Source organism: Methylotuvimicrobium sp. (assembly GCF_050611805.1).
GTDB lineage: Bacteria > Pseudomonadota > Gammaproteobacteria > Methylococcales > Methylomonadaceae > Methylotuvimicrobium.
On record NZ_JBNGHF010000017.1, the window covers coordinates 49,068 to 67,557 of the forward strand.

Annotated in this window: 17 protein-coding genes; 11 read left to right on the forward strand and 6 right to left on the reverse strand. The window is 45.9% G+C overall.

Annotated elements, in window-relative coordinates; all coding sequences use genetic code 11:
- Window positions 1-661: 661 nt before the first annotated feature.
- Window positions 662-2,533 carry a MobH family relaxase gene (gene mobH, locus ACRJJO_RS10505; RefSeq protein WP_431065714.1) on the forward strand — a complete coding sequence of 624 codons (1,872 nt, stop codon included), beginning with the start codon at window positions 662-664 and terminating at the stop codon, window positions 2,531-2,533.
- A 605-nt stretch (window positions 2,534-3,138) separates the two neighbouring features.
- Here the strand turns inward: mobH and ACRJJO_RS10510 are convergent.
- A complete protein-coding gene (locus tag ACRJJO_RS10510) occupies window positions 3,139-3,366 on the reverse strand; it encodes an antitoxin (protein ID WP_017839973.1) in 228 nt (75 codons plus the stop codon).
- Between the two features lie 219 nt (window positions 3,367-3,585).
- Here ACRJJO_RS10510 and ACRJJO_RS10515 point away from each other — a divergent pair, with 219 nt between their 5' ends.
- Both ACRJJO_RS10515 and ACRJJO_RS10520 read left to right on the forward strand, forming a co-directional pair.
- Complete coding sequence (locus ACRJJO_RS10515; protein ID WP_017839972.1) at window positions 3,586-3,894, forward strand: type II toxin-antitoxin system HigB family toxin; 309 nt, start codon at window positions 3,586-3,588, stop codon at window positions 3,892-3,894.
- Entirely contained in the window at window positions 3,884-4,243 is a 360-nt protein-coding gene (locus ACRJJO_RS10520) for a helix-turn-helix domain-containing protein (RefSeq protein WP_431065715.1), read from the forward strand. Before ACRJJO_RS10515 ends, ACRJJO_RS10520 begins: the two co-directional genes overlap by 11 nt.
- Window positions 4,244-4,502: 259 nt before the next feature.
- On the opposite strand, the gene ACRJJO_RS10525 is transcribed toward ACRJJO_RS10520, so the two are convergent.
- Entirely contained in the window at window positions 4,503-5,708 is a 1,206-nt protein-coding gene (locus tag ACRJJO_RS10525) for a tyrosine-type recombinase/integrase (protein ID WP_431065716.1), read from the reverse strand.
- 402 nt (window positions 5,709-6,110) lie between these two features.
- Between ACRJJO_RS10525 and ACRJJO_RS10530 the strand changes: the two genes are divergently transcribed.
- On the forward strand, window positions 6,111-6,488 hold the full coding sequence (locus ACRJJO_RS10530) for a hypothetical protein (RefSeq protein ID WP_431065717.1): 378 nt from the start codon (window positions 6,111-6,113) through the stop codon (window positions 6,486-6,488).
- Window positions 6,489-6,494: 6 nt separating this feature from the next.
- Here the strand turns inward: ACRJJO_RS10530 and ACRJJO_RS10535 are convergent, their stop codons facing one another.
- Together ACRJJO_RS10535 and ACRJJO_RS10540 are read right to left on the reverse strand one after the other, a co-directional pair.
- Window positions 6,495-6,827, reverse strand: a complete 333-nt coding sequence (locus ACRJJO_RS10535; protein ID WP_125218732.1) for a DUF5615 family PIN-like protein — start codon at window positions 6,825-6,827, stop codon at window positions 6,495-6,497.
- Window positions 6,824-7,057 carry a DUF433 domain-containing protein gene (locus ACRJJO_RS10540; RefSeq protein WP_017839967.1) on the reverse strand — a complete coding sequence of 78 codons (234 nt, stop codon included), beginning with the start codon at window positions 7,055-7,057 and terminating at the stop codon, window positions 6,824-6,826. The genes ACRJJO_RS10535 and ACRJJO_RS10540 overlap by 4 nt, the downstream gene beginning before the upstream one ends.
- A 1-nt stretch (window position 7,058) precedes the next feature.
- Here ACRJJO_RS10540 and ACRJJO_RS10545 point away from each other — a divergent pair, with 1 nt between their 5' ends.
- Complete coding sequence (locus ACRJJO_RS10545; protein ID WP_431065718.1) at window positions 7,059-7,220, forward strand: hypothetical protein; 162 nt, start codon at window positions 7,059-7,061, stop codon at window positions 7,218-7,220.
- Between the two features lie 213 nt (window positions 7,221-7,433).
- On the opposite strand, the gene ACRJJO_RS10550 is transcribed toward ACRJJO_RS10545, so the two are convergent.
- On the reverse strand, window positions 7,434-7,556 hold the full coding sequence (locus tag ACRJJO_RS10550; protein WP_256360087.1) for a hypothetical protein: 123 nt from the start codon (window positions 7,554-7,556) through the stop codon (window positions 7,434-7,436).
- Window positions 7,557-7,899: 343 nt separating this feature from the next.
- Between ACRJJO_RS10550 and ACRJJO_RS10555 the strand changes: the two genes are divergently transcribed.
- From ACRJJO_RS10555 to ACRJJO_RS10580, 6 genes are all read left to right on the forward strand, one after another.
- Window positions 7,900-8,568, forward strand: a complete 669-nt coding sequence (locus tag ACRJJO_RS10555) for a hypothetical protein (protein WP_431065719.1) — start codon at window positions 7,900-7,902, stop codon at window positions 8,566-8,568.
- A 577-nt stretch (window positions 8,569-9,145) separates the two neighbouring features.
- Window positions 9,146-10,549, forward strand: coding sequence for a KAP family P-loop NTPase fold protein (locus ACRJJO_RS10560; protein ID WP_431065720.1), 1,404 nt, complete (start codon window positions 9,146-9,148; stop codon window positions 10,547-10,549).
- Window positions 10,550-10,687: 138 nt separating this feature from the next.
- The gene (locus ACRJJO_RS10565) at window positions 10,688-12,190 is read left to right on the forward strand and encodes an N-6 DNA methylase (protein ID WP_431065721.1); all 1,503 of its coding nucleotides are present in this window, start codon (window positions 10,688-10,690) and stop codon (window positions 12,188-12,190) included.
- Window positions 12,187-13,356 (forward strand): restriction endonuclease subunit S, encoded by a 1,170-nt coding sequence (locus ACRJJO_RS10570; protein WP_431065722.1) that lies wholly within the window; start codon window positions 12,187-12,189, stop codon window positions 13,354-13,356. Before ACRJJO_RS10565 ends, ACRJJO_RS10570 begins: the two co-directional genes overlap by 4 nt.
- A complete protein-coding gene (gene hsdR, locus ACRJJO_RS10575) occupies window positions 13,353-15,746 on the forward strand; it encodes an EcoAI/FtnUII family type I restriction enzme subunit R (RefSeq protein ID WP_431065723.1) in 2,394 nt (797 codons plus the stop codon). Before ACRJJO_RS10570 ends, hsdR begins: the two co-directional genes overlap by 4 nt.
- 284 nt (window positions 15,747-16,030) lie before the next feature.
- Complete coding sequence (locus tag ACRJJO_RS10580; protein ID WP_431065724.1) at window positions 16,031-16,300, forward strand: hypothetical protein; 270 nt, start codon at window positions 16,031-16,033, stop codon at window positions 16,298-16,300.
- A gap of 466 nt (window positions 16,301-16,766) precedes the next feature.
- On the opposite strand, the gene ACRJJO_RS10585 is transcribed toward ACRJJO_RS10580, so the two are convergent.
- Complete coding sequence (locus tag ACRJJO_RS10585) at window positions 16,767-18,485, reverse strand: hypothetical protein (protein ID WP_431065725.1); 1,719 nt, start codon at window positions 18,483-18,485, stop codon at window positions 16,767-16,769.
- Window positions 18,486-18,490: the final 5 nt, after the last annotated feature.

The following is an 18,490-nucleotide window of genomic DNA, read 5'->3' on the forward strand; positions in this document are numbered from 1 at the left end:
TCAGGTTACTGTCCTGACGACTCAATGCCCGCTTTACTATGTCCACCTGTCATTGAATGAATTTTAGTGAAGGTCCCATAATGGCCGTTCGATGAGGTCGCCAATGTCTTTATGGAACGCTTATGGAACGCTTATGGAGCGTTAAGTATGAAAACATCTATATCAAAGCCTGAATTACGCGGCACCACATGAAGTCTCGGCTAGTAGACATGCCGCGTGACAGGCCTATGGACAAAGCGTGAATGTCCTTCGGGCCGTGTTGATAAACTGATTCACCCTTTGCCCGCAGTCCGCCATGAACCGAAAGGTCTGCGGCGCAATAATGACAAGTGATATTTTCAGGCATCTACACATAACGCACCTCGCAGTCGAACCGGAAATTGTATCCACCACAAAGTCTTATAAAATAGAGAATACATTTATCTTGAGCGACACGACGACTCCAAAACCTGCATCGCTTTTAATCAGAGGTTTGTTGCCCCAGCGTTATTCGGCGATTGGTCGTTGGTATGCGGGAGTGGGGCGGGGCAAGTTCATTCGGAACCGTGCCCAAAAATGGGTTTGATACGGAGTCGCAGGCCATCGGCGCCGCATCGCTATGTCGCTCCGGGTGGGTTACTGCAAGACTACGGCAAGAAAGTTCTATGAGATGAATAAGCCCATGTTGCATTTTAACTGGCTAAAAAAAGACCGGAAAAAATCCGAAGCAGCCACGCCGGCTCCGCCCAAGATTCCCGGTATTCTGACCGTTCGGAAAGTAGACGATCTGTTGGCTCGCCACAAGGGACTGATTGTACAAATCAATGAATTGGCCGGTTTGTCGGAACGCAATTTCAACCGCTATTATCTCGACGCGCTGCGCAATTTCGCGCGATTCGTACAGCTGTTGCCGGCCTCGGAAGTGCATCATCACGCTGGACCTGGAGGCATGCTGACCCATACCCTGGAAGTTTGTGTCAATGCATTGAAGATTCGACGCTCGTATCTTTTATCGGAAACCGGCGGTGCCGAAGAAATTGCAGCCAAACAAGACTTATGGACCTACGCCGTTTTTTTGGCTGCGCTCTGTCATGACGTGGCCAAGGTCGCCGTCGACCAAACCGTGGCCGTTTACGATCTTAACCATCAATCAAAGTCGTGGTCGCCTTGGGAGTCGTTTTTGGACGAGCAGGGCGCGTGGTACCGCACTGAATTCCAGCAGGGCCGGCACTATCGCTTACACGAAAAAGCGTCATTATTATTGATCCATCGGATTATTCCTGCCTACGCATTAAATTGGATCGCAAGTGATCGATACATATTTACTCACTGGTTAGCCTGTGTATCGGGCGACATCGACAATGCGTCATCCATTGGGGAGATTGTCGGGATCGCAGATGGCAAATCGGTGGCCACCAATTTAGGTGCAGACGCCAGCCGGATGCCGGAGGTCAAGACTAAATCGATGCATGAAAAAATGCTGACGGCTTTACGCTATTTATTGAACGAAGGAGAATTGCCGTTAAACAGAAACGGAGCCGCCGGCTGGATCAGCGGAGATGACTGTTGGTTGGTGAGCAAGCGTACAGTGGATGCGATCAGAGATCAATTAATCCAAGAAGGCCATACCGGCGTACCCACGAAAAACGGCCGACTGTTCGACATTCTTCAAGAGCATGGCGTTTTAATCCCGTATGGCGACAAAGCCATCTGGCCCTGCATTGTCGAGGGGGAAGGGTGGAGCAACGAATTGACGATGATCCGCATTGCAATCGCGAAACTCTGGCCAAACTCCGACAGTCGACCGAAGGCATTTGAGGGGCGCATCATCCCGGCCGAATTCGAGGCATCAACGAATTTAGGCACATCGGCGGGCAACGAAAAAAGTCGGCCAGACCCTATAATAACGCCAATGAAGACCGGTTCGGATCAAACTGCTCATGAAGAATCGCAGCACAATCAAGAAAACGAACCGAGTTGGACCATGAAACCAGAAGACGAATCACCGGCTTCAAGTCGTCAACAATTTCGGCACGAATTCGATTTGCTGAATTTCTTACCCTCGAGCGATAGTACCCTCAATGAAAGTCGGCCAGCTAATTCCGATCCGGATACCATCAAAACAGAACCGAAAAACTATCCCAATGCACAATCGGAATCGGCTGTACCGGTCAATGAGGAAACGGACGACCCGGCCGAAACGTTTTTTGTATGGCTACGCAACGGCATAAAAAACGGCGAAATAAAAACCAATCGGCCCAAAGCGCGTGTGCATGTGGTCGACGAAGGTGTGGCGCTAATGACGCCCGGCATATTCCAAGATTATGCATCGGCACAAACCAACGGCCGCATAGACTGGGCGTCCATCCAGAAAAAAGTTTTGAAGAAAAATTGGCATGTTCGCGATGTCCATGGCTTGAATGTGATCAAATACCAAGTCGAAGGCGGCAACAAATCGGCCACGATCAATGTGATACTTTTTCATGACCTGTCGCTGGTATTCGGGGAAAAAGAGCCGCCAACGGCTAATCCGCATTTGACCCGAATTCGGTAAATGTCAACTACGTTGATATTTAACGCTTATTCCAGGGCTTGAGCTTCCGCACCCATAACAAGTGCTCATTCTGCGGGGTGCGCAATTCGCCGAGTAAAGGCAATTCCCGCTCGTCGTTGCCACTCAGCGGCTGCCGCGATGATAGGGTAAATCGAATATTTCTAACAGTTGGCTGATAACCGCGCGACCTTTGGCAACCCGTTCACTGGGTGGCTGCGGGCAGTGCAGGCTGTCAAGTTTTGGTTGAGTGTCTCCCGCACATGTTGGTTAGCCTGGTATAGACCAATCTTCCAGTCGGAGGCCAGGAACCCTTTGAAACTCTGATGTGTTATTGGTCACTAGCGTTGCTTTGATGGCTAGTGCATTTGCGGCAATTAAAAAATCCATGGGGCCAATCGGCGTCCCTTTTGCCTGTAAGATTGATCGAATAGGGCCGTAAGCTGCGGCCGATGCTGGTTAAAGTCGATTACTTCGAAATCGAGTAAAAAGCGTTCCAGCCGTTTGGCGTTATCGTTTTGTTTTTTACTGGCCGCGATACCAAATTCCGGTTCCGCCACGCTGATTGAGCAGGAGGATGCATATATTGGTATCGAGCAAATAAAAATTCATTCAACATCCCGTTCCTGAAGTTCGGCCGGCTGTTGACGCTCAATGTCCATTGGGCCAATTTCCTGTAACATGGCTAACAAGCTTTCTGCCCGGAAGCGTTTGGGTAACAGCACAACCATGTCGCCCAGCTTTTTGATGACAACTTCATCTTCATCAAACCGAAAATCCTTTGGTAATCTGACAGCTTGGCTGTTGCCGTTTGTAAAAATTCGCGTGGTTTGCATAGCACTCTCCACTGTTAACTAAAATTTACATCCTTAATATATACATCAAAACTCGGGATGACTACTTCTTTAATCAATCGTGCCGGTTTGAATAAAAGGAGGATTAAAGCGAAGCGTGATTGGTGCCCGTAATAGGAGTATTTTCTTTTCTGATGTTGAGCTTGATGTGTCGTGGGATTTTACTTATAATTACTCCCAATATGGGAGTAAGAAGGGCCTATGCGGGTCATTGCAAAAAGTACTTTAAAAAAGTTTTGGGAGCAACCCGCTTACCATGATGCCCAAGGTCCTCTTGAAAGCTGGTACGAGGAAGCCGTTAAAGCTAATTGGACTTCGCCGCAAGCGGTCAAATTACACTACGGTAATGCGAGTATCTGTAATAACAATCGCGTAGTTTTCAACATCGGCGGTAATAAATACCGATTAGTTGTAGAAATGCAGTATCGAGCGGGTATTGCCTGGGTAAAATTCATTGGCACACATGCTCAATACGACAAGATTAATGTTGAGAATATCAATGAATATTAAGCCTATCCGAAATGACGAAGATTTACATGAAGCCTTTGAACGTCTTGAACTGATTTTTCAAGCCGAAGAAGGGTCGCCGGAAGCCGATGAAATGGAAATTTTGGTAACTTTGATTGAAGCCTATGAAAACAAGCATTACCCGATTACTCCGCCAGACCCGATTGAAGCCATCAAATTCAGAATGGATCAGCAGGGCTTGACTCCTAAAGATCTACAAGTTTTTATTGGGAGCAGCGGAAGAGTTTCCGAAGTGCTCAATCATAAACGTCCATTGAGCTTGAAAATGATAAAGCGCTTGCATAATGGTCTTCATATTCCATACGAAAGTTTGTTAGCGGATATTGCTTAACTTGTACTATTGGATTTCACGGTTGATACACAGGTATGCATTGCTATCTCAATTATTTTTCCAGTATCTACAAATCCAGATAGTAGGTTCAGTAGATTGCCGTTGCCTCACGAAAGTTGAATAGTACCGGATTATTTGTGTGAAGATAAAACGGTAGGGCGCTCCGCTTCGGCATTTTTATGCGGATTTTGACTGGCATTTCTAGGTAACATTACGGATTTAATTGATAATAATCATGCGCTTTAGAGTGATGATTATTTTATTTCGGTAAATGATTCTCCAGGTGATAACACCATTTTTCAAGCGCTTCTCTTTTTTCCGGTAAATAATCCCAGCGGTCATAGTGTTTTGAACTCACATCGTTCATCGCATGATTTTGAATGATGTCGCGAATTGATTTATGGATGCCTATTTCACCCATCCGTGTCTTAACGGTTCGTCTTAAATCACGCGGGGTAAAAACAGGAAAGTGTGGGGAATTTTTTTGTATTTGTGCCAAGGTATGACCAAGAGATGTTTTGTTGATTGAAACTTCCGGATTGTATCGTCCCGGCATTAAAAAATTGGAGTTGCCGGAAAATAACATAAGCTCTTCTAATAGCTTTTGAGCCAATGGGACGATCGGTAGCAAATGCCAGCGCTTGTTTTTAATCCGTTCGGGTGGAATAGACCAGACTTGGCTTTTAAAATCGAATTCTGATTTTTTGGCTCCCGTTAATTCAATGGGACGAAGACCATAAATCAGGAGAAGTTTTATCGCCAATAGCGTTGGGGTAGGGATGTTAATGTTTTCAGGGTGCCAAACAACGGCAATTTCCTCAAAGGAAAGCGTGCGTTCCCCAACTTTTTCTGCGGCCGCATTTTTAGGGACGGCTGACACCGGATTGGCGGCAATATTAAAAACATAGTCGTCGCTCAAGCTTTTGGGATCGTTGTCGTGAAAAATTCCAAGTTCGAAAGCCCGATGAAGATAAGAGCGCACCCGATTTGCTTGAACGGTAGCTCCGCGTTGAATGATCGCGTGTAATACTTTTCGGATATGAGGCGGTTCAATGTCTTTGGCCGGCGTATTTTTATCGATCATCGTAAAGACGTTGTATTCGATGTCGGCTTGGACTTTTTCCCACGAGCGTTTACCTTGCTGACGCATCTGTTCAATATAATTGCTGATCAGATTCTCAAGGCTGCCATGAAGCACTTCGGGAGTTAGACTGGTATGCGAGCCCTGTAATAACTGTTCACGATTTATTCTGGCATTGTCGCGAGCCTCGGAAAGTCCAATTGACGGATAGCGCCCAAGGTTCAAGAATTTTCTTTTGCCATTGAGGGCATATTGAAGAAAAAATGACTTCGAACCGGAAGGCGTTACTTGGATACCAAAGCCTTTATCGGCCCCTTTCTCGTAAAGCCGATAAGGTTTGTTTTTGGGCTTCAACCCTTTGATGAGGTTGTCTGTAAATTTCATGATGCCATGCCGTTGTGTTTTACAATTTCAACAAAACGAAATTTTACGCAAACGATTGAAACAAAGAATGGTTTGTATCAAATTGACATTATCATTTCAGAGATCGCCAATAAAAACAGCAAAAAACCGTTAATCAATTTCGAAGGGTTTTTCCGCTTTAAAATGGCGCTCCCACATTAACCGTGGTTTTTTTCAAATATTCGGTGAAATCTTTAGCGTTCAAATGAAGCTCCAGAAGAAATGTCGGCGGGCATTCGATGGTAATGGTTTGTTGTACGGCGGCTTATTTTTTCAGTTAGCCATAAGCCTGTGCTTTATACTGGATTCGGCGCAGTTCAATTATTTGGCAAAGCTTACTGATAATCTCACGATGCTCAAAGGTAAGTGCCATTAACATATATAGTGATTCGCCTGATGGTTGGTCAAATTGTCTTTGGCGGGAATTCCATTTATATTCCGAACGTTATCGTTGAGTTGGATATTGGTCTCACCTTGATCGTTGAAACTAAAGGCCAATACAACGACAATACATATCTTAAGGCCAAAGCCGCTGAACGCTGGGGTGATGCACTTAATAAGGCCGGTAGTTTCGGGTTGTGGCAATATGTTGTGGCGAAAGATCCAACCGAATTGCCCAAAATCTTGAATGATTTTTGTGTTTCTCAATGGGATGCGTTCGATCTTTGGGATATCACTAACTTCAACTTGCTACATTTAAAACAAGCATTTATACGCTACTGGGTATTCTTAGTACTGGATGATTTTGTCCAGGAATTTTGAGGGAGCTTAGAGTATCTGCAAAAAGGAAAGCTCAGGATTGTCGTGAAATTCGCGTATGCCATCCACTTTGTTTCTCAGCAAAAGCTGAATATGTCGATTGCTACAATTTCCGCGCCTTATCCAAATGACTTTTGGCGGATAACCTAATAAAGTGCTTTTGTCGTAAAAGTCTGAATCTTTGCTTACCAGTGTGTAGCCGTGGTGCTTTGCATATTCCCAGACGACATGATCAGATTCGCCGCCTAAGCCGATTCGATCGACATGAGCGGAGCCGGGGAACGCGTCAATTAAAGCGGCTACCAGCTTGGGCGAAAGATTCTCATCAAACAACAGCTTCATGAATTGATAACCATCAAATGCTTTTCACGGTCAGCAGCATAAGCTAGGCAAGCTCGAATATCGGCTTGCGTCAAATAATCGAAATCCTCCAATATTTCCGCTTCGGTCATGCCGGAAGCCAAATATTCAAGAATGTCATAAACGGTGATTCTTAACCCTCGGATACACGGTTTGCCGCTCCGTTTGCCGGGTTCAATGGTAATAATCGAATGGTAATCTAAGTCTGTCATCGTGATGATCCTTAACGGGTGCCGCCTTCATGGTCTTGGCTTCAGGATTGATATAGCCGCCGGTTATGTCATTGTCGGTTTATTGTTCGCTAATGCCTTGAACAACGAAAAGGGTATCATGATCGCATCGCCGATTGTCAATAAAGTGCGTGTCAGGTCGTGACTACTAAACTCGATTCTGGTTTCTTTAAATACTTGCGCTATGGGTTTACACGAGGCATGTTATTCACGACGTCTTTGGTGTCGCCGGTCAATGGTTGCAAGTAATAACGTCAAGAACCAAATGAAATTCGCCGAATCTAAGCCATTATTGGTAATAATTCGAATGACTGGATGCTACTCAATGCAATGACCGGTGGGGTGTTGGAAAATGCGATCATAACAACGAGGTTTCTCGTGCAAAGTCATCAGCCGTATCTTCCAACAAGATCGCACCGGCATCAAAAGTGATTCGCCCGATTGATAGCAAATTGTCTTTGGCGAATATGGCAAATTCCATAGTGCTTTTTTAGTGCCTTTGGTAGTGCAATGAAATGAGAAAAATGGAACCTTGAAAACAACAAGAAAAATATTTTTCTTGTTTATATCAATAAGATCGAACTAAAATGAGCTAACGTAGCATGGCTTGAAAACAGTTGAATTGGGCATTTTATCGACTGTTAATCACTAGGTCGGCGGTTCGAGCCCGTCCGGGGGAGCCAAATAAATCAAGGGCTTACGTTACGCGTAGGCCCTTTTTTTTGACCAAAATTCCTATAGTCTCCCGGTGGGGGCGGTATCGGGTCGGAAAAATCTGCACGACCTGTTAAGAACAAACTTCGCATCATCATTCAACATAGCCCATGGCCGATTTTACCTTTACTCCAGCCGATTATCCCGAGATTCGTCATCGAATGATGGATTTGAACAGCAAGATTTTCAGAAAGCTCACGAAGGACGACATTAAAACCTGCGGCAAGCATTTGGGGATTTGGCATCAAAAGACATTGATGGTCCAAAACGAAACCGAAATGGACTTGTTTACCGATTATGCAATGTTCGCTTATCGCCCACACGGCTTCAACATGGCGGAGAAATTCTTGCGTCTATTCAGTAAAGAGGCCGATGCATATGAATTGGAATTGCTGCGCCGTATGAGCCAAGCGCATTATGCGATTTATCAGGTTGAAGAAACGAACGGCACCGATTCTTTGAAAGTTGTGGATGTATTCAGTAAGGTGATTTACCGGCTGGTCGATCATCAATTGGCTAAAACCGCTCGTCAGGGAATGATTCTGGCTGGGCATCTGATCGATTTTGATGGCTTTTGGATTCAAACAGGTGGAACCGTTTTACTCAGCAAAGAAATCTTCCAAGCGGAGCAGGTCAAACGGATAATTGACCGGATTGATGATAATGAGTTGAGTCATTTTCTGAGCAAGCCTGCAAACGGCGCTAAGATGGCGAAAGCAATCATCTCTGCGACTATTGGACTTGGCGAAACCTCCAATTTTGGGCATGTGCCGGTTTAAACAGTCAAAGATAGATACTATCCCGTCCAAAGCAAGGGCTTACGTTAGTGCGTAGGCCCTTTTTTATTGACCGAATTTCTGATGGTCTCCCGATCGGCATCGGGCGACAACAGCATTCCGCAAAGCGTGACAGGGGCTCAATCAATTGCATTGTGAAGCCTGGGTATCGAGTCGGTTGAGTTGTCAGTTGCGATAAAACCACACATAATTTTCAAAGAGACGAACTAACCAATCAAAACTTGGCAATTATTTGCCTTTTACATCTATGATTGGTGGCAGGTTCGAGCTAATGGTTTAAAATCCTAGGCCGACGGTATTATTCGCTAACTCCCAAAGAGAGTATCAAAAATGGTAAGTTGCAATAGTCAGCGTATTGAAAAATTTATAACAATAACGCCATAGACAGCAATTTTTGCACTCGAAGTGCTTGTTCTCTGATATGTGGTGTCTATAAGGGCGATTACAATTGTTACCATTAGAGACTAAAGATTAGGGATAGGCCTTATATTTTGCAACCGCTATATAATTAAAATGTAAGGCCTGTCAGCAATTTTTATAGCAATTCATAAGGACCATAATGATGCAGCTGAAAAGTCGAGAAGTGGAGATCGTCGAAGATGATCCCTTTCACAATGATGTACTGAATCGAAAAGACAGTGCCGAGGCGCTTACCGAGTTTGTGCTCTCCGCAGACGATTCGGTCGTAATTTGTATTGATGCACCTTGGGGGCAAGGAAAAACGACCTTCCTGAGGATGTGGGAGCAAGAGCTAAAGAACAAAAATGTTCCGACCATCTATTTCAATGCATGGGAAAACGACTTCTCTGATGATGCGCTTGTTTGTTTGATTGGAGAGGTTGCTGCTTCAATTGCCCAAATTTCAAAAAGTGGCGATGAATCAAAAGCCCGAGAGTACCTGGCTCAAGCAAAGGATGTGGGGGTAACGCTTCTAAAGCGCTCCATCCCCGTTGCTGCAAAGATTGCAACCGCTGGCGCACTTGATCTCGATAAAATCACCGAGCAAGCCCTTGCCGGCTTTGCTGAGACGCTGGCAAAGGAAGAGCTAGAGAAGTACGAAAAAGCTAAAGGGTCACTGAAGGCATTTCGGAAGGCTCTCGCGGGGCTGACTAACAGTATCACGGATGCCGAGAACCCTAGGCCGCTCATCTTTATTATTGATGAACTCGATCGCTGCAGACCAAACTTTTCTGTAGAAATACTCGAAAAGGCAAAGCACTTTTTTAGTGTGCCAAATATCGTATTCGTGCTAGGGGCCGACAAGAAACAGTTAGGGTCATCGATAAAGGCGCTCTATGGGGAAGGGTTAAATGTGAATGGGTATTTGCGGAGATTTATGGACTTTGATTACATTTTGCCTTCGCCAGACAAAGGTTTATTCGTTAAAGCGCTATTTCGCAAGCATTCGTTTGATGAGTATTTTAAAAAGAAAGCTGAATCCGGGTTGCGGTTCGAGGGGGAGCAGGCATTATCGATGTTTTCGGAGCTTTTTGAGCTGTATAAGCTTACGCTCAGAGAGCAGGAGCACTGCTGTTCAATCTTGAGCATTTCAATTAGAACCACGCCTCATGATTACAAGCTTTTCCCAATATTTTTGTGTTTCCTTATCGTGCTCAAAGTCAAAGATGTAGATCTATACGGCGGGCTAGTAAACGAAGAGCTGAGCCCTGCCGAACTGTTGAGTAGATTTAAAGCGATGCCTGGAGCAAAAGAAATTCTAGTGACAGACTATGGGACGGCTCTGGAAGCATACATTGTAATCTGCAAATCGTATCGCCACAGTCACGACGATATAGACAATCAGTATCAGGAAATCTCAGAATCTGAGACCGCGAGAGAAGAGGATAAACACCGCGCAAACAGCATTTTAAAGATAATTAATGATTTCGATAGGAACGGAGGCGTTGGGGCGCTAGGTTATCTATTGAAGAAAATTGAAGTGGCTTCACGATTTGAGGCATGATTTGCTAACAATCGCATGCGCGCGGACAGTAAAAGCGCCGCACATTCCTCGCTATGCTTCTTTCCGCCGATGAATCGAAGCGCGAGCCCTTCAACCATACACCCCGGCAAGACAAGCCAAAATAACAACAGGGACCCAATGTTCGAACAAACCTTCAAAAATATCGACGATGTACTCTGGAAAGAGGCCGGCTGTACCACTGAGCTGGATTACACCGAGCAGACCTCGTGGATGCTGTTTCTCAAATACCTGGACGATCTGGAGCAGGACAAGGCCATGCAGGCCGAGCTACAGGGGAAAAGCTACGAATTCATCATCGATGCACCGCACCGCTGGTCCAGCTGGGCGGCACCCAAGGACGACAAAGGCAATTTCGACCACAATAACGCCCTGACCGGCGATGACCTGATCGATTTCGTCAATCGCGATCTGTTTCCTTATCTGCAGGGCTTCAAGCAACGCGCCAGCGGCCCGGCTACCATCGAGTACAAAATCGGTGAAATCTTCGCCGAGATCAAAAACCGCTTCACCAGCGGCTACTCGCTGCGCGATGCGCTGGAATATATCGACGCGCTCCGGTTTCGCTCACAGAAAGAAAAGCACGAGCTGTCGCATATCTACGAATCCAAAATCAAGAACATGGGCAATGCCGGGCGCAATGGCGGCGAGTATTACACCCCACGACCACTGATCCGTGCCATGATTCAGGTGATTGACCCCAAAATCGGCGAACGCATTTACGATGGCGCCTGCGGTTCGGCGGGCTTTCTCTGCGAAGCCTACGACTACCTGCGTTATGGCGGGTTTGAGGCTGCGGGCAGTGCAGAGAGTAATGAAGGCGGCAAGGGTGCCAATCTCAGCACCGGCCAGCTCAACACGCTGCAAACCACTACCTTCTACGGCAAGGAAAAGAAAAGCCTGGCTTATGTGATTGCCATTATGAACATGATTCTGCATGGCATCGAAGCGCCGAATATTATTCACACCAACACCCTAGCTGAGAATATCAGCGATATTCAGGAAAAAGACCGTTTTGACGTGATTCTGGCCAATCCGCCCTTTGGTGGCAAAGAGCGCAAAGAAGTACAGCAGAACTTTCCCATCAAAACCGGTGAAACCGCTTTTCTGTTCTTGCAGCATTTTATTAAAAACCTCAAGGCCGGTGGCCGTGCGGCAGTGGTGATTAAAAACACCTTCCTCTCCAATTCCGATAACGCCTCCAAAGCGCTGCGTCAGGAATTACTGGAAAACTGCAATCTGCACAGCATTCTCGACTGTCCCGGCGGCACCTTCTTAGGCGCAGGCGTAAAAACCGTGGTGCTGTTTTTCGAGAAGGGCGCACCGACCCGCACTATCTGGTATTACCACCTCGACCCCGGCCGCAGTCTGGGCAAGACCAATCCGCTCAACGACAACGACCTGAAAGAGTTTGTGCAATTGCAAAAAACTTTTGCCGATTCCGACGAATCCTGGAGCGTGAGTATCAATGACATCGACCCGGCCAGCTTTGACCTGTCGGTGAAGAACCCCAATAAAGCAGAAGAAGACCCGCTGCGCGACCCGGAAGTGATCATCAACGAGATTGAAACGCTGGATGCGGAGAGCGTGGAGATACTGGAAGGGATTCGGGGGATGTTATGAGTTGGAAGCACGTAAAGATAGGGGATGTATGTAAAATGGGAGCTGGAGGTACGCCGTTGAAATCGAAAAACGAGTTTTACGAAGGCGGCACTATACCTTGGCTGCTTAGTGGAGAGGTTTCTCAAGGAGAGATATTTGCATCTAAACAATTTATTACTGATGAGGGGTTGCAAAATTCATCAGCCAAAATATTTCCAAAAAATACAGTGCTTGTGGCAATGTATGGTGCAACAGCTGGACAGGTCGGGATTCTAAGGTTTGAAGCATCAACTAATCAGGCTGTTTGCGGAATATATCCAAATGATAATTTTCTTCCCGAGTTTATTTACTACTCAATGTTGTATAAACAGAAAGAGTTAATAGGCAAAGCAACAGGAAACGCACAGCCAAATATTTCTCAAATAAAAGTCAAAAGTACCGATATTCCGTTTATTGATAAAGATGAACAAAAACGCATCGTCGCGATTCTCGATGAAGCCTTTGCCGGCATCGACACCGCGATAGCCAACACCGAAAAAAACCTCGCCAATGCCCGTGAGTTGTTTGAAAGTTATTTGAATTCGGTTTTTACCCAGCGAGGTGAAGGGTGGGAAAAGAAAAATCTGGGTGATATATGCGAGAATTTAGATAGTAAACGTATACCTATTACGAAATCAAAGCGTGAAAGTGGTTCAATTCCGTATTATGGTGCTTCAGGGGTAGTTGATTACGTGGCAGATTACCTGTTTAATGAAAATCTTCTGCTTGTATCAGAAGATGGGGCGAATCTGCTTGCAAGAACATATCCAATAGCATTTTCGATAAGCGGTAAAACATGGGTTAATAACCACGCTCATGTGTTGCGTTTTGAAACCATGTCGTCTCAGAAGTTTGTCGAGTATTACTTGAACTCTATATCACTTTCGCATTACATAAGTGGCATGGCTCAGCCAAAGCTTAATCAAAAATCATTGAACTCAATTAAGATTCCGTTTCCTGATGAAGATATAAAACATAACGTCGTCGAAAAGCTTGATGAACTTTCAGTAGAAACCAAAAGACTTCAAGATAGTTATAAAATAAAGCTCAGCTCCCTAAAGGAACTCAAACAATCCCTACTACAAAAAGCCTTCTCCGGCGAATTAACCTCAAAGCCTGACAAACTGATAGACGAGGCCGTGGCATGATCGAAGCAGGCCTTAATGAAGCAGAGACGCGCTCCGAACTGATCGACCCCGCGTTAAAAGTCGCCGGCTGGGGCGTGGTGGAAGGCAGCCGGGTGCGGCGTGAGGTGATTACCCTGGGGCGCTTGCAGGGCGCGGGCAAGCGCGGCAAGCAGGATATTGCCGATTATGTGTTGTTTTACAAAGGCCAGAAGCTTGGCGTTATCGAGGCGAAAAAGCAAAGCCTGGCCGATACCGAGGGCGTGGCACAGGCCAAACGTTATGCCGAGCGCCTGCAAACCCGTTTTACCTATTCCACCAATGGCGCCGGCATTTATCAGATTGACATGCACACCGGCAAGGAAGGCTATGTTGATCGCTACCCCACGCCCGATGAGCTATGGGCGCTGACCTTCGCCAAACCGAATCCCTGGCGTGAACGTTTCGGCGAAGTGCCGTTTGAAGACAAGGGCGGTTTCTGGCAGCCGCGTTATTACCAGCACAATGCGATCAATAACGCCCTGGAAGCCATCGCCGAGGGCGAGCAACGCATATTGCTGACGCTGGCCACCGGCACAGGTAAAACCGCGATTGCCTTTCAGCTGGCCTGGAAACTGTTTCACAGCCGCTGGAATTTAAGCCGCGAGCCCAATCGACGGCCGCGTATTCTGTTTCTGGCGGATCGCAATATACTGGCCGATCAGGCCTACAACAGCTTTTCCGCCTTTCCGGAAGATGCGCTGGTCCGCATTGATCCGGAAACCATTCGCAAGAAAGGCCAAGTGCCGAAAAACGGCAGCCTCTTTTTTACCATTTTCCAGACCTTTATGTCGGGCCAGGATAGCCAAGGCAATTCCCTGCCCAGTTTTGGCGAATATCCGCCGGACTTCTTTGATTTGATTATTATCGATGAATGTCACCGGGGCGGTGCCAATGACGAGAGCAACTGGCGCGGCATTCTGGAGTATTTCTCGCCCGCCGTGCAGCTGGGTTTAACCGCCACGCCCAAGCGCAAACACAATGCCGATACCTATGCCTATTTTGGCGAGCCGGTGTATGTCTATTCATTGAAAGAAGGCATTAACGACGGTTTCCTTACCCCGTTTCGGGTCCAGCAGATTGCCACCACGCTGGATGATTATGTGTACACACCGGATGACACTCTCATTGAAGGCGAAATAGAAGAAGGCCGGCGCTATACCGAAGATGACTTTAACCGGGTCATCGAGATTAAAGAGCGGGAAGCCTACCGGGTGAAACTGTTTATGGACATGATTGACCCGAACCAGAAGACGCTGGTGTTCTGCGCCACCCAGGAACATGCCCTGGCCGTGCGGGATTTGATTAACCAGTATAAAACCGGTAGCGATCCGAATTACTGCGTGCGGGTAACCGCCAATGACGGCGCCGAGGGCGAGCGTTTTCTGCGCCTGTTTCAGGATAATGAAAAAACCGTCCCCACCATTCTGACGACATCGCAGAAGCTCTCCACCGGAGTGGATGCGCGTAATATCCGCAATATTGTGCTGTTGCGCCCGATAAACTCGATGATCGAGTTCAAACAGATTATCGGTCGCGGCACGCGCCTGTTCGACGGCAAGGACTATTTCACCATTTATGATTTTGTAAAGGCTTATGAGCACTTCAACGACCCGGAGTGGGACGGCGAGCCGTTGGAGCCGGAAGTCTGCAAGCGCTGCGGCAATATTCCCTGTACCTGCGCGGTAACACCGCCCGAGCCCTGCAAAATATGCGGCCGGACCCCGTGTGAGTGCGATCGGCCGGAGCCGGAACCTTGTCCTGACTGCGGTGAATCTCCTTGTGTCTGTAAGAAGACGGTTAAAGTGAAGGTCAAGCTGGCCGATGGCAAAGAACGATTGATTCAATACATGAGTTCCACCAGCTTCTGGGGGCCGGATGGAAAACCCCTGTCAGCCGCGCAATTTGTCGAGCGACTGTTTGGCCAACTGCCGGAATTATTCAAAAACGAAGATGAACTACGCAGACTTTGGGGCCAGCCACAAACCCGCAAGAAACTGCTTGAAGGACTGCAAGAACGTGGCTACGGCATGGAGCAGTTGCGGGAAATCGGCAACATGATCCATGCCGAGAAAAGCGATCTCTATGATGTGCTCGCCTATATTGCGTTTAATCAGCCGCCGCTCAGCCGCGCCGAGCGTGTCGAATCGCATCGCGCGACTATCTTTAGCCATTACAAGGATTACCCGCAACAGGAATTCCTTCAGTTTGTGCTCGGCCACTATGTTGAACGCGGTGTCGGTGAATTGGATCTGGAAAAACTGCCGCAGCTGATCGAGCTGAAATACCACAGCCTCCACGATGCCGTTAACGAACTGGGCGAGGTGAAGCACATTCGGGAAGTGTTTGTGGGGTTTCAGCAGGATTTATACTGAAGGCGATGTTTGCTCGGTCAGGTTGGAGTTAACAAGGCGTTCCATTACCGCCGGTGAGCTTTGCGTTAACGTCGGCTATGGAAACTATGGATTACCAATGCTGAAGGTCAAATTATGGCCGTTACCCGCTACAAAAAAGCCGTCAGGTTTTTGATTTATGATAAACGCCCAGGTAAAGTTTTGTACGAACGGGGTCTATATTAGAAAGAAAGGGAGGCAGACCTGATCCACTTACGCAAATGGTCGCGAATCAACAACAATAGACTATTCACGGGAGATGGAGTATGCAGTTTTTAAAGATTTTTATTGCCGCTTTACTGATGAGCGCATTGTTACCCGTCAACGATGCTGTTGCAAGAGATAAAAGGATTGAGGCCTACGATGCAAAAGGCCGAAGGGATCCGGAGCGGGATCTCGTTATCAGACAGGGAAATGCTTATCGTTTGGATCGTCAGGGCAGAGTTCTTTATGAGAAAGGCTATATTCGCTTGAAGGACGGTGAGGAGCTCGATGATCAAGGACGCCGGACGGGAAGACGCTATAAACTGTACTGACTTAAACTCAATCTGAAATTGATACAAATTAATCGCAATCAAATCGGATACCGAAAGACCGCCATCGACCCAAACCCGTCATACGACTTTCTCCAAAGCGGTCGCATGCCCAAACATCGTTTTTCGGATTTCGCTTCTACGAAGCAGCCTTTCGTGGTCTCCGGCAGTCGGCCAGAAGCTGACAATGAGCAATGCCAAATCAATGTCTTAAGAGGCTTTCAGAGCAGTCAGTAATCACAAAGCAGATACGGTCTATCTTGCATTATGGACAATAAGCACTGTTTTTGTCTGGCCGATAACTATATTCCTGTCCTTAAGCTTCCTTTCGCTGTTTTCAATAACTGTCAATGCATCAAGAAAGAAGTGGTCTAAGTCTTTTTCTATTGGTGTCGTTGCGCCTATATTTCTATCGTAACATAACTGACTCCACGTGCATTAGCTGGTAATAAGCTCGACAATTCTTCCATTAGCTGCGTTCAAATATTAACCTAGCTTGTAGACGGTCTAATAGAGGGGCTACCTCATTATAGCTGTCTTCAAATTCATCTTTATCTAATAGTTTTAGTCTGTTCGTTGGAGAGATGATATGTCCATCGTATTCAATACCATGTAAATCAACAGTACCTAGAATTAATTGGTAGTCATCAGGTGTATTGTCAAAAATAAACTTGATGATTTTGTTTCTGTTTATAGCATCTTGATCCTGCTGGTTTGGAGAATCAATAACCAGAGGAAATAGTGGCAGAGATGTAAACTCTTTGGAGGTGAATAGAATAGCGTAGTAATAAGCCAGCAAAGCTCGTGGGGTATCGCTGCCTTGGGATTTTACTGATAAAGGAATGTCACTGAATTCATCAGAATTTATGGTGTGAACATTCAGCTTTATTAAAAAAAGATCAATGAGTGTATTAAACCTCCTGATAATTGAATGTTGACGCTCCTTGTTGTTCAATTTTGAACGATCATTTTCAAGACTATATTTCTGCTCTTCGATTTCACCTATTTGAATACTGTAGTTACTCTGACTTCGATTAAAAATTTCTTTAACCTGTTTTGAGCTTTCGTTTTGAATGAGATCTTTTAGACGAACCTTTCCCTTTTTCTCATTGAGTATGCTTGTGATTTCGCGAACCTTGGCAATCTGTAGATTAAGCTGATTTTCTAGTTTGGCGACTTCTTTTGCTATTTTTTTCTTTTCTTCTAAATAGTCGGAAAGAAGGCTGCGACATGTGTCGATGTCCTCTAAGAGCCCAAACCTTGATACCATTGAGTTTTCATAGATTGCATTACAAGTTGGGCAGGTAATTTCCCTTTCAAGGTCATTTAGCGAATGCTCATAATCTTTATTGATTTCACGAATAGATTTGCTGACAAGGGCAATCTCATTGTCGATAAATACTTCTTTATTCTTTTGCTTGATAAGGTTTTCGCGGCACTCATTTTCCTTGTTTTTCAGCGCTTCAAGCTTAACAAGAAGTCGGTCTATATCTTTCTTAAAGGCCTTGATGTCGATGTCGAACGTGGCCTTTGGCAAATGCTTTTCAACGGTTTTTTTTGCAGAGCTAAGTACAGATGATTCATTTCTAAGTGTAGTTAGTGTGGCTGAAAGTTGATCTATTCTCTCAGACAAAAGGAAATATTCGTTGGGACGTATACCGGTAACAAAGTTGATTAGGTCCCGTTTGAATGAGCTGAATACACCGAGGCCTTTAAATGAATCCCACGGCTTTGTCCAACTCTTATCCTGATCTATATAAAATGGTAGAAACTGAATAGCCGGTGAAGCAGGTATTCTTCGGTTTGTTTGTGACTGTTTGAGCTGTAATTTATTGTTAAATAGTTTTGCAAAGTGAGGTGAAAGGCCTTTGATAATACTGTCGAAAGATTGTAGTAGATTGTCGTGTATATCAAATAAGCCAAAATGATCTCTAGAACGCAATACCTTGTAATCTTTATTATCGTATGAAAATGTCAGCAGGCTAATAGCGTCAGCTTTTCCCCAAACATTATCGAATTGAACGTCAGCTCCGAGCGAGTGGTAGATAGACTTGATAATGGAGGATTTTCCTACATCATTCTTGCCTGTTATCAGGTTCCTTTTCGGGTGGAACGTCACTGTTTTTGCGGATTTTTCCGGTATCGATAGGATTGTTAGTTGCTTTATCAGTAGCTGGTTTCGTTCCATTTTTA

Excerpts from the sequence above, each read along its gene's own strand:
- ACRJJO_RS10580 (WP_431065724.1), top strand. The coding sequence starts at position 16,031 with ATGCAGTTTTTAAAGATTTTTATTGCCGCTTTACTGATGAGCGCATTG.
- ACRJJO_RS10550 (WP_256360087.1), bottom strand. The coding sequence starts at position 7,556 with ATGGAATTTGCCATATTCGCCAAAGACAATTTGCTATCAATCGGGCGA.
- ACRJJO_RS10525 (WP_431065716.1), bottom strand. The coding sequence starts at position 5,708 with ATGAAATTTACAGACAACCTCATCAAAGGGTTGAAGCCCAAAAACAAA.
- mobH (WP_431065714.1), top strand. The coding sequence starts at position 662 with ATGTTGCATTTTAACTGGCTAAAAAAAGACCGGAAAAAATCCGAAGCA.
- ACRJJO_RS10520 (WP_431065715.1), top strand. The coding sequence starts at position 3,884 with ATGAATATTAAGCCTATCCGAAATGACGAAGATTTACATGAAGCCTTT.
- ACRJJO_RS10555 (WP_431065719.1), top strand. The coding sequence starts at position 7,900 with ATGGCCGATTTTACCTTTACTCCAGCCGATTATCCCGAGATTCGTCAT.
- ACRJJO_RS10515 (WP_017839972.1), top strand. The coding sequence starts at position 3,586 with ATGCGGGTCATTGCAAAAAGTACTTTAAAAAAGTTTTGGGAGCAACCC.
- ACRJJO_RS10560 (WP_431065720.1), top strand. The coding sequence starts at position 9,146 with ATGATGCAGCTGAAAAGTCGAGAAGTGGAGATCGTCGAAGATGATCCC.
- ACRJJO_RS10565 (WP_431065721.1), top strand. The coding sequence starts at position 10,688 with ATGTTCGAACAAACCTTCAAAAATATCGACGATGTACTCTGGAAAGAG.
- ACRJJO_RS10510 (WP_017839973.1), bottom strand. The coding sequence starts at position 3,366 with ATGCAAACCACGCGAATTTTTACAAACGGCAACAGCCAAGCTGTCAGA.
- ACRJJO_RS10585 (WP_431065725.1), bottom strand. The coding sequence starts at position 18,485 with ATGGAACGAAACCAGCTACTGATAAAGCAACTAACAATCCTATCGATA.
- ACRJJO_RS10535 (WP_125218732.1), bottom strand. The coding sequence starts at position 6,827 with ATGAAGCTGTTGTTTGATGAGAATCTTTCGCCCAAGCTGGTAGCCGCT.
- ACRJJO_RS10540 (WP_017839967.1), bottom strand. The coding sequence starts at position 7,057 with ATGACAGACTTAGATTACCATTCGATTATTACCATTGAACCCGGCAAA.
- hsdR (WP_431065723.1), top strand. The coding sequence starts at position 13,353 with ATGATCGAAGCAGGCCTTAATGAAGCAGAGACGCGCTCCGAACTGATC.
- ACRJJO_RS10570 (WP_431065722.1), top strand. The coding sequence starts at position 12,187 with ATGAGTTGGAAGCACGTAAAGATAGGGGATGTATGTAAAATGGGAGCT.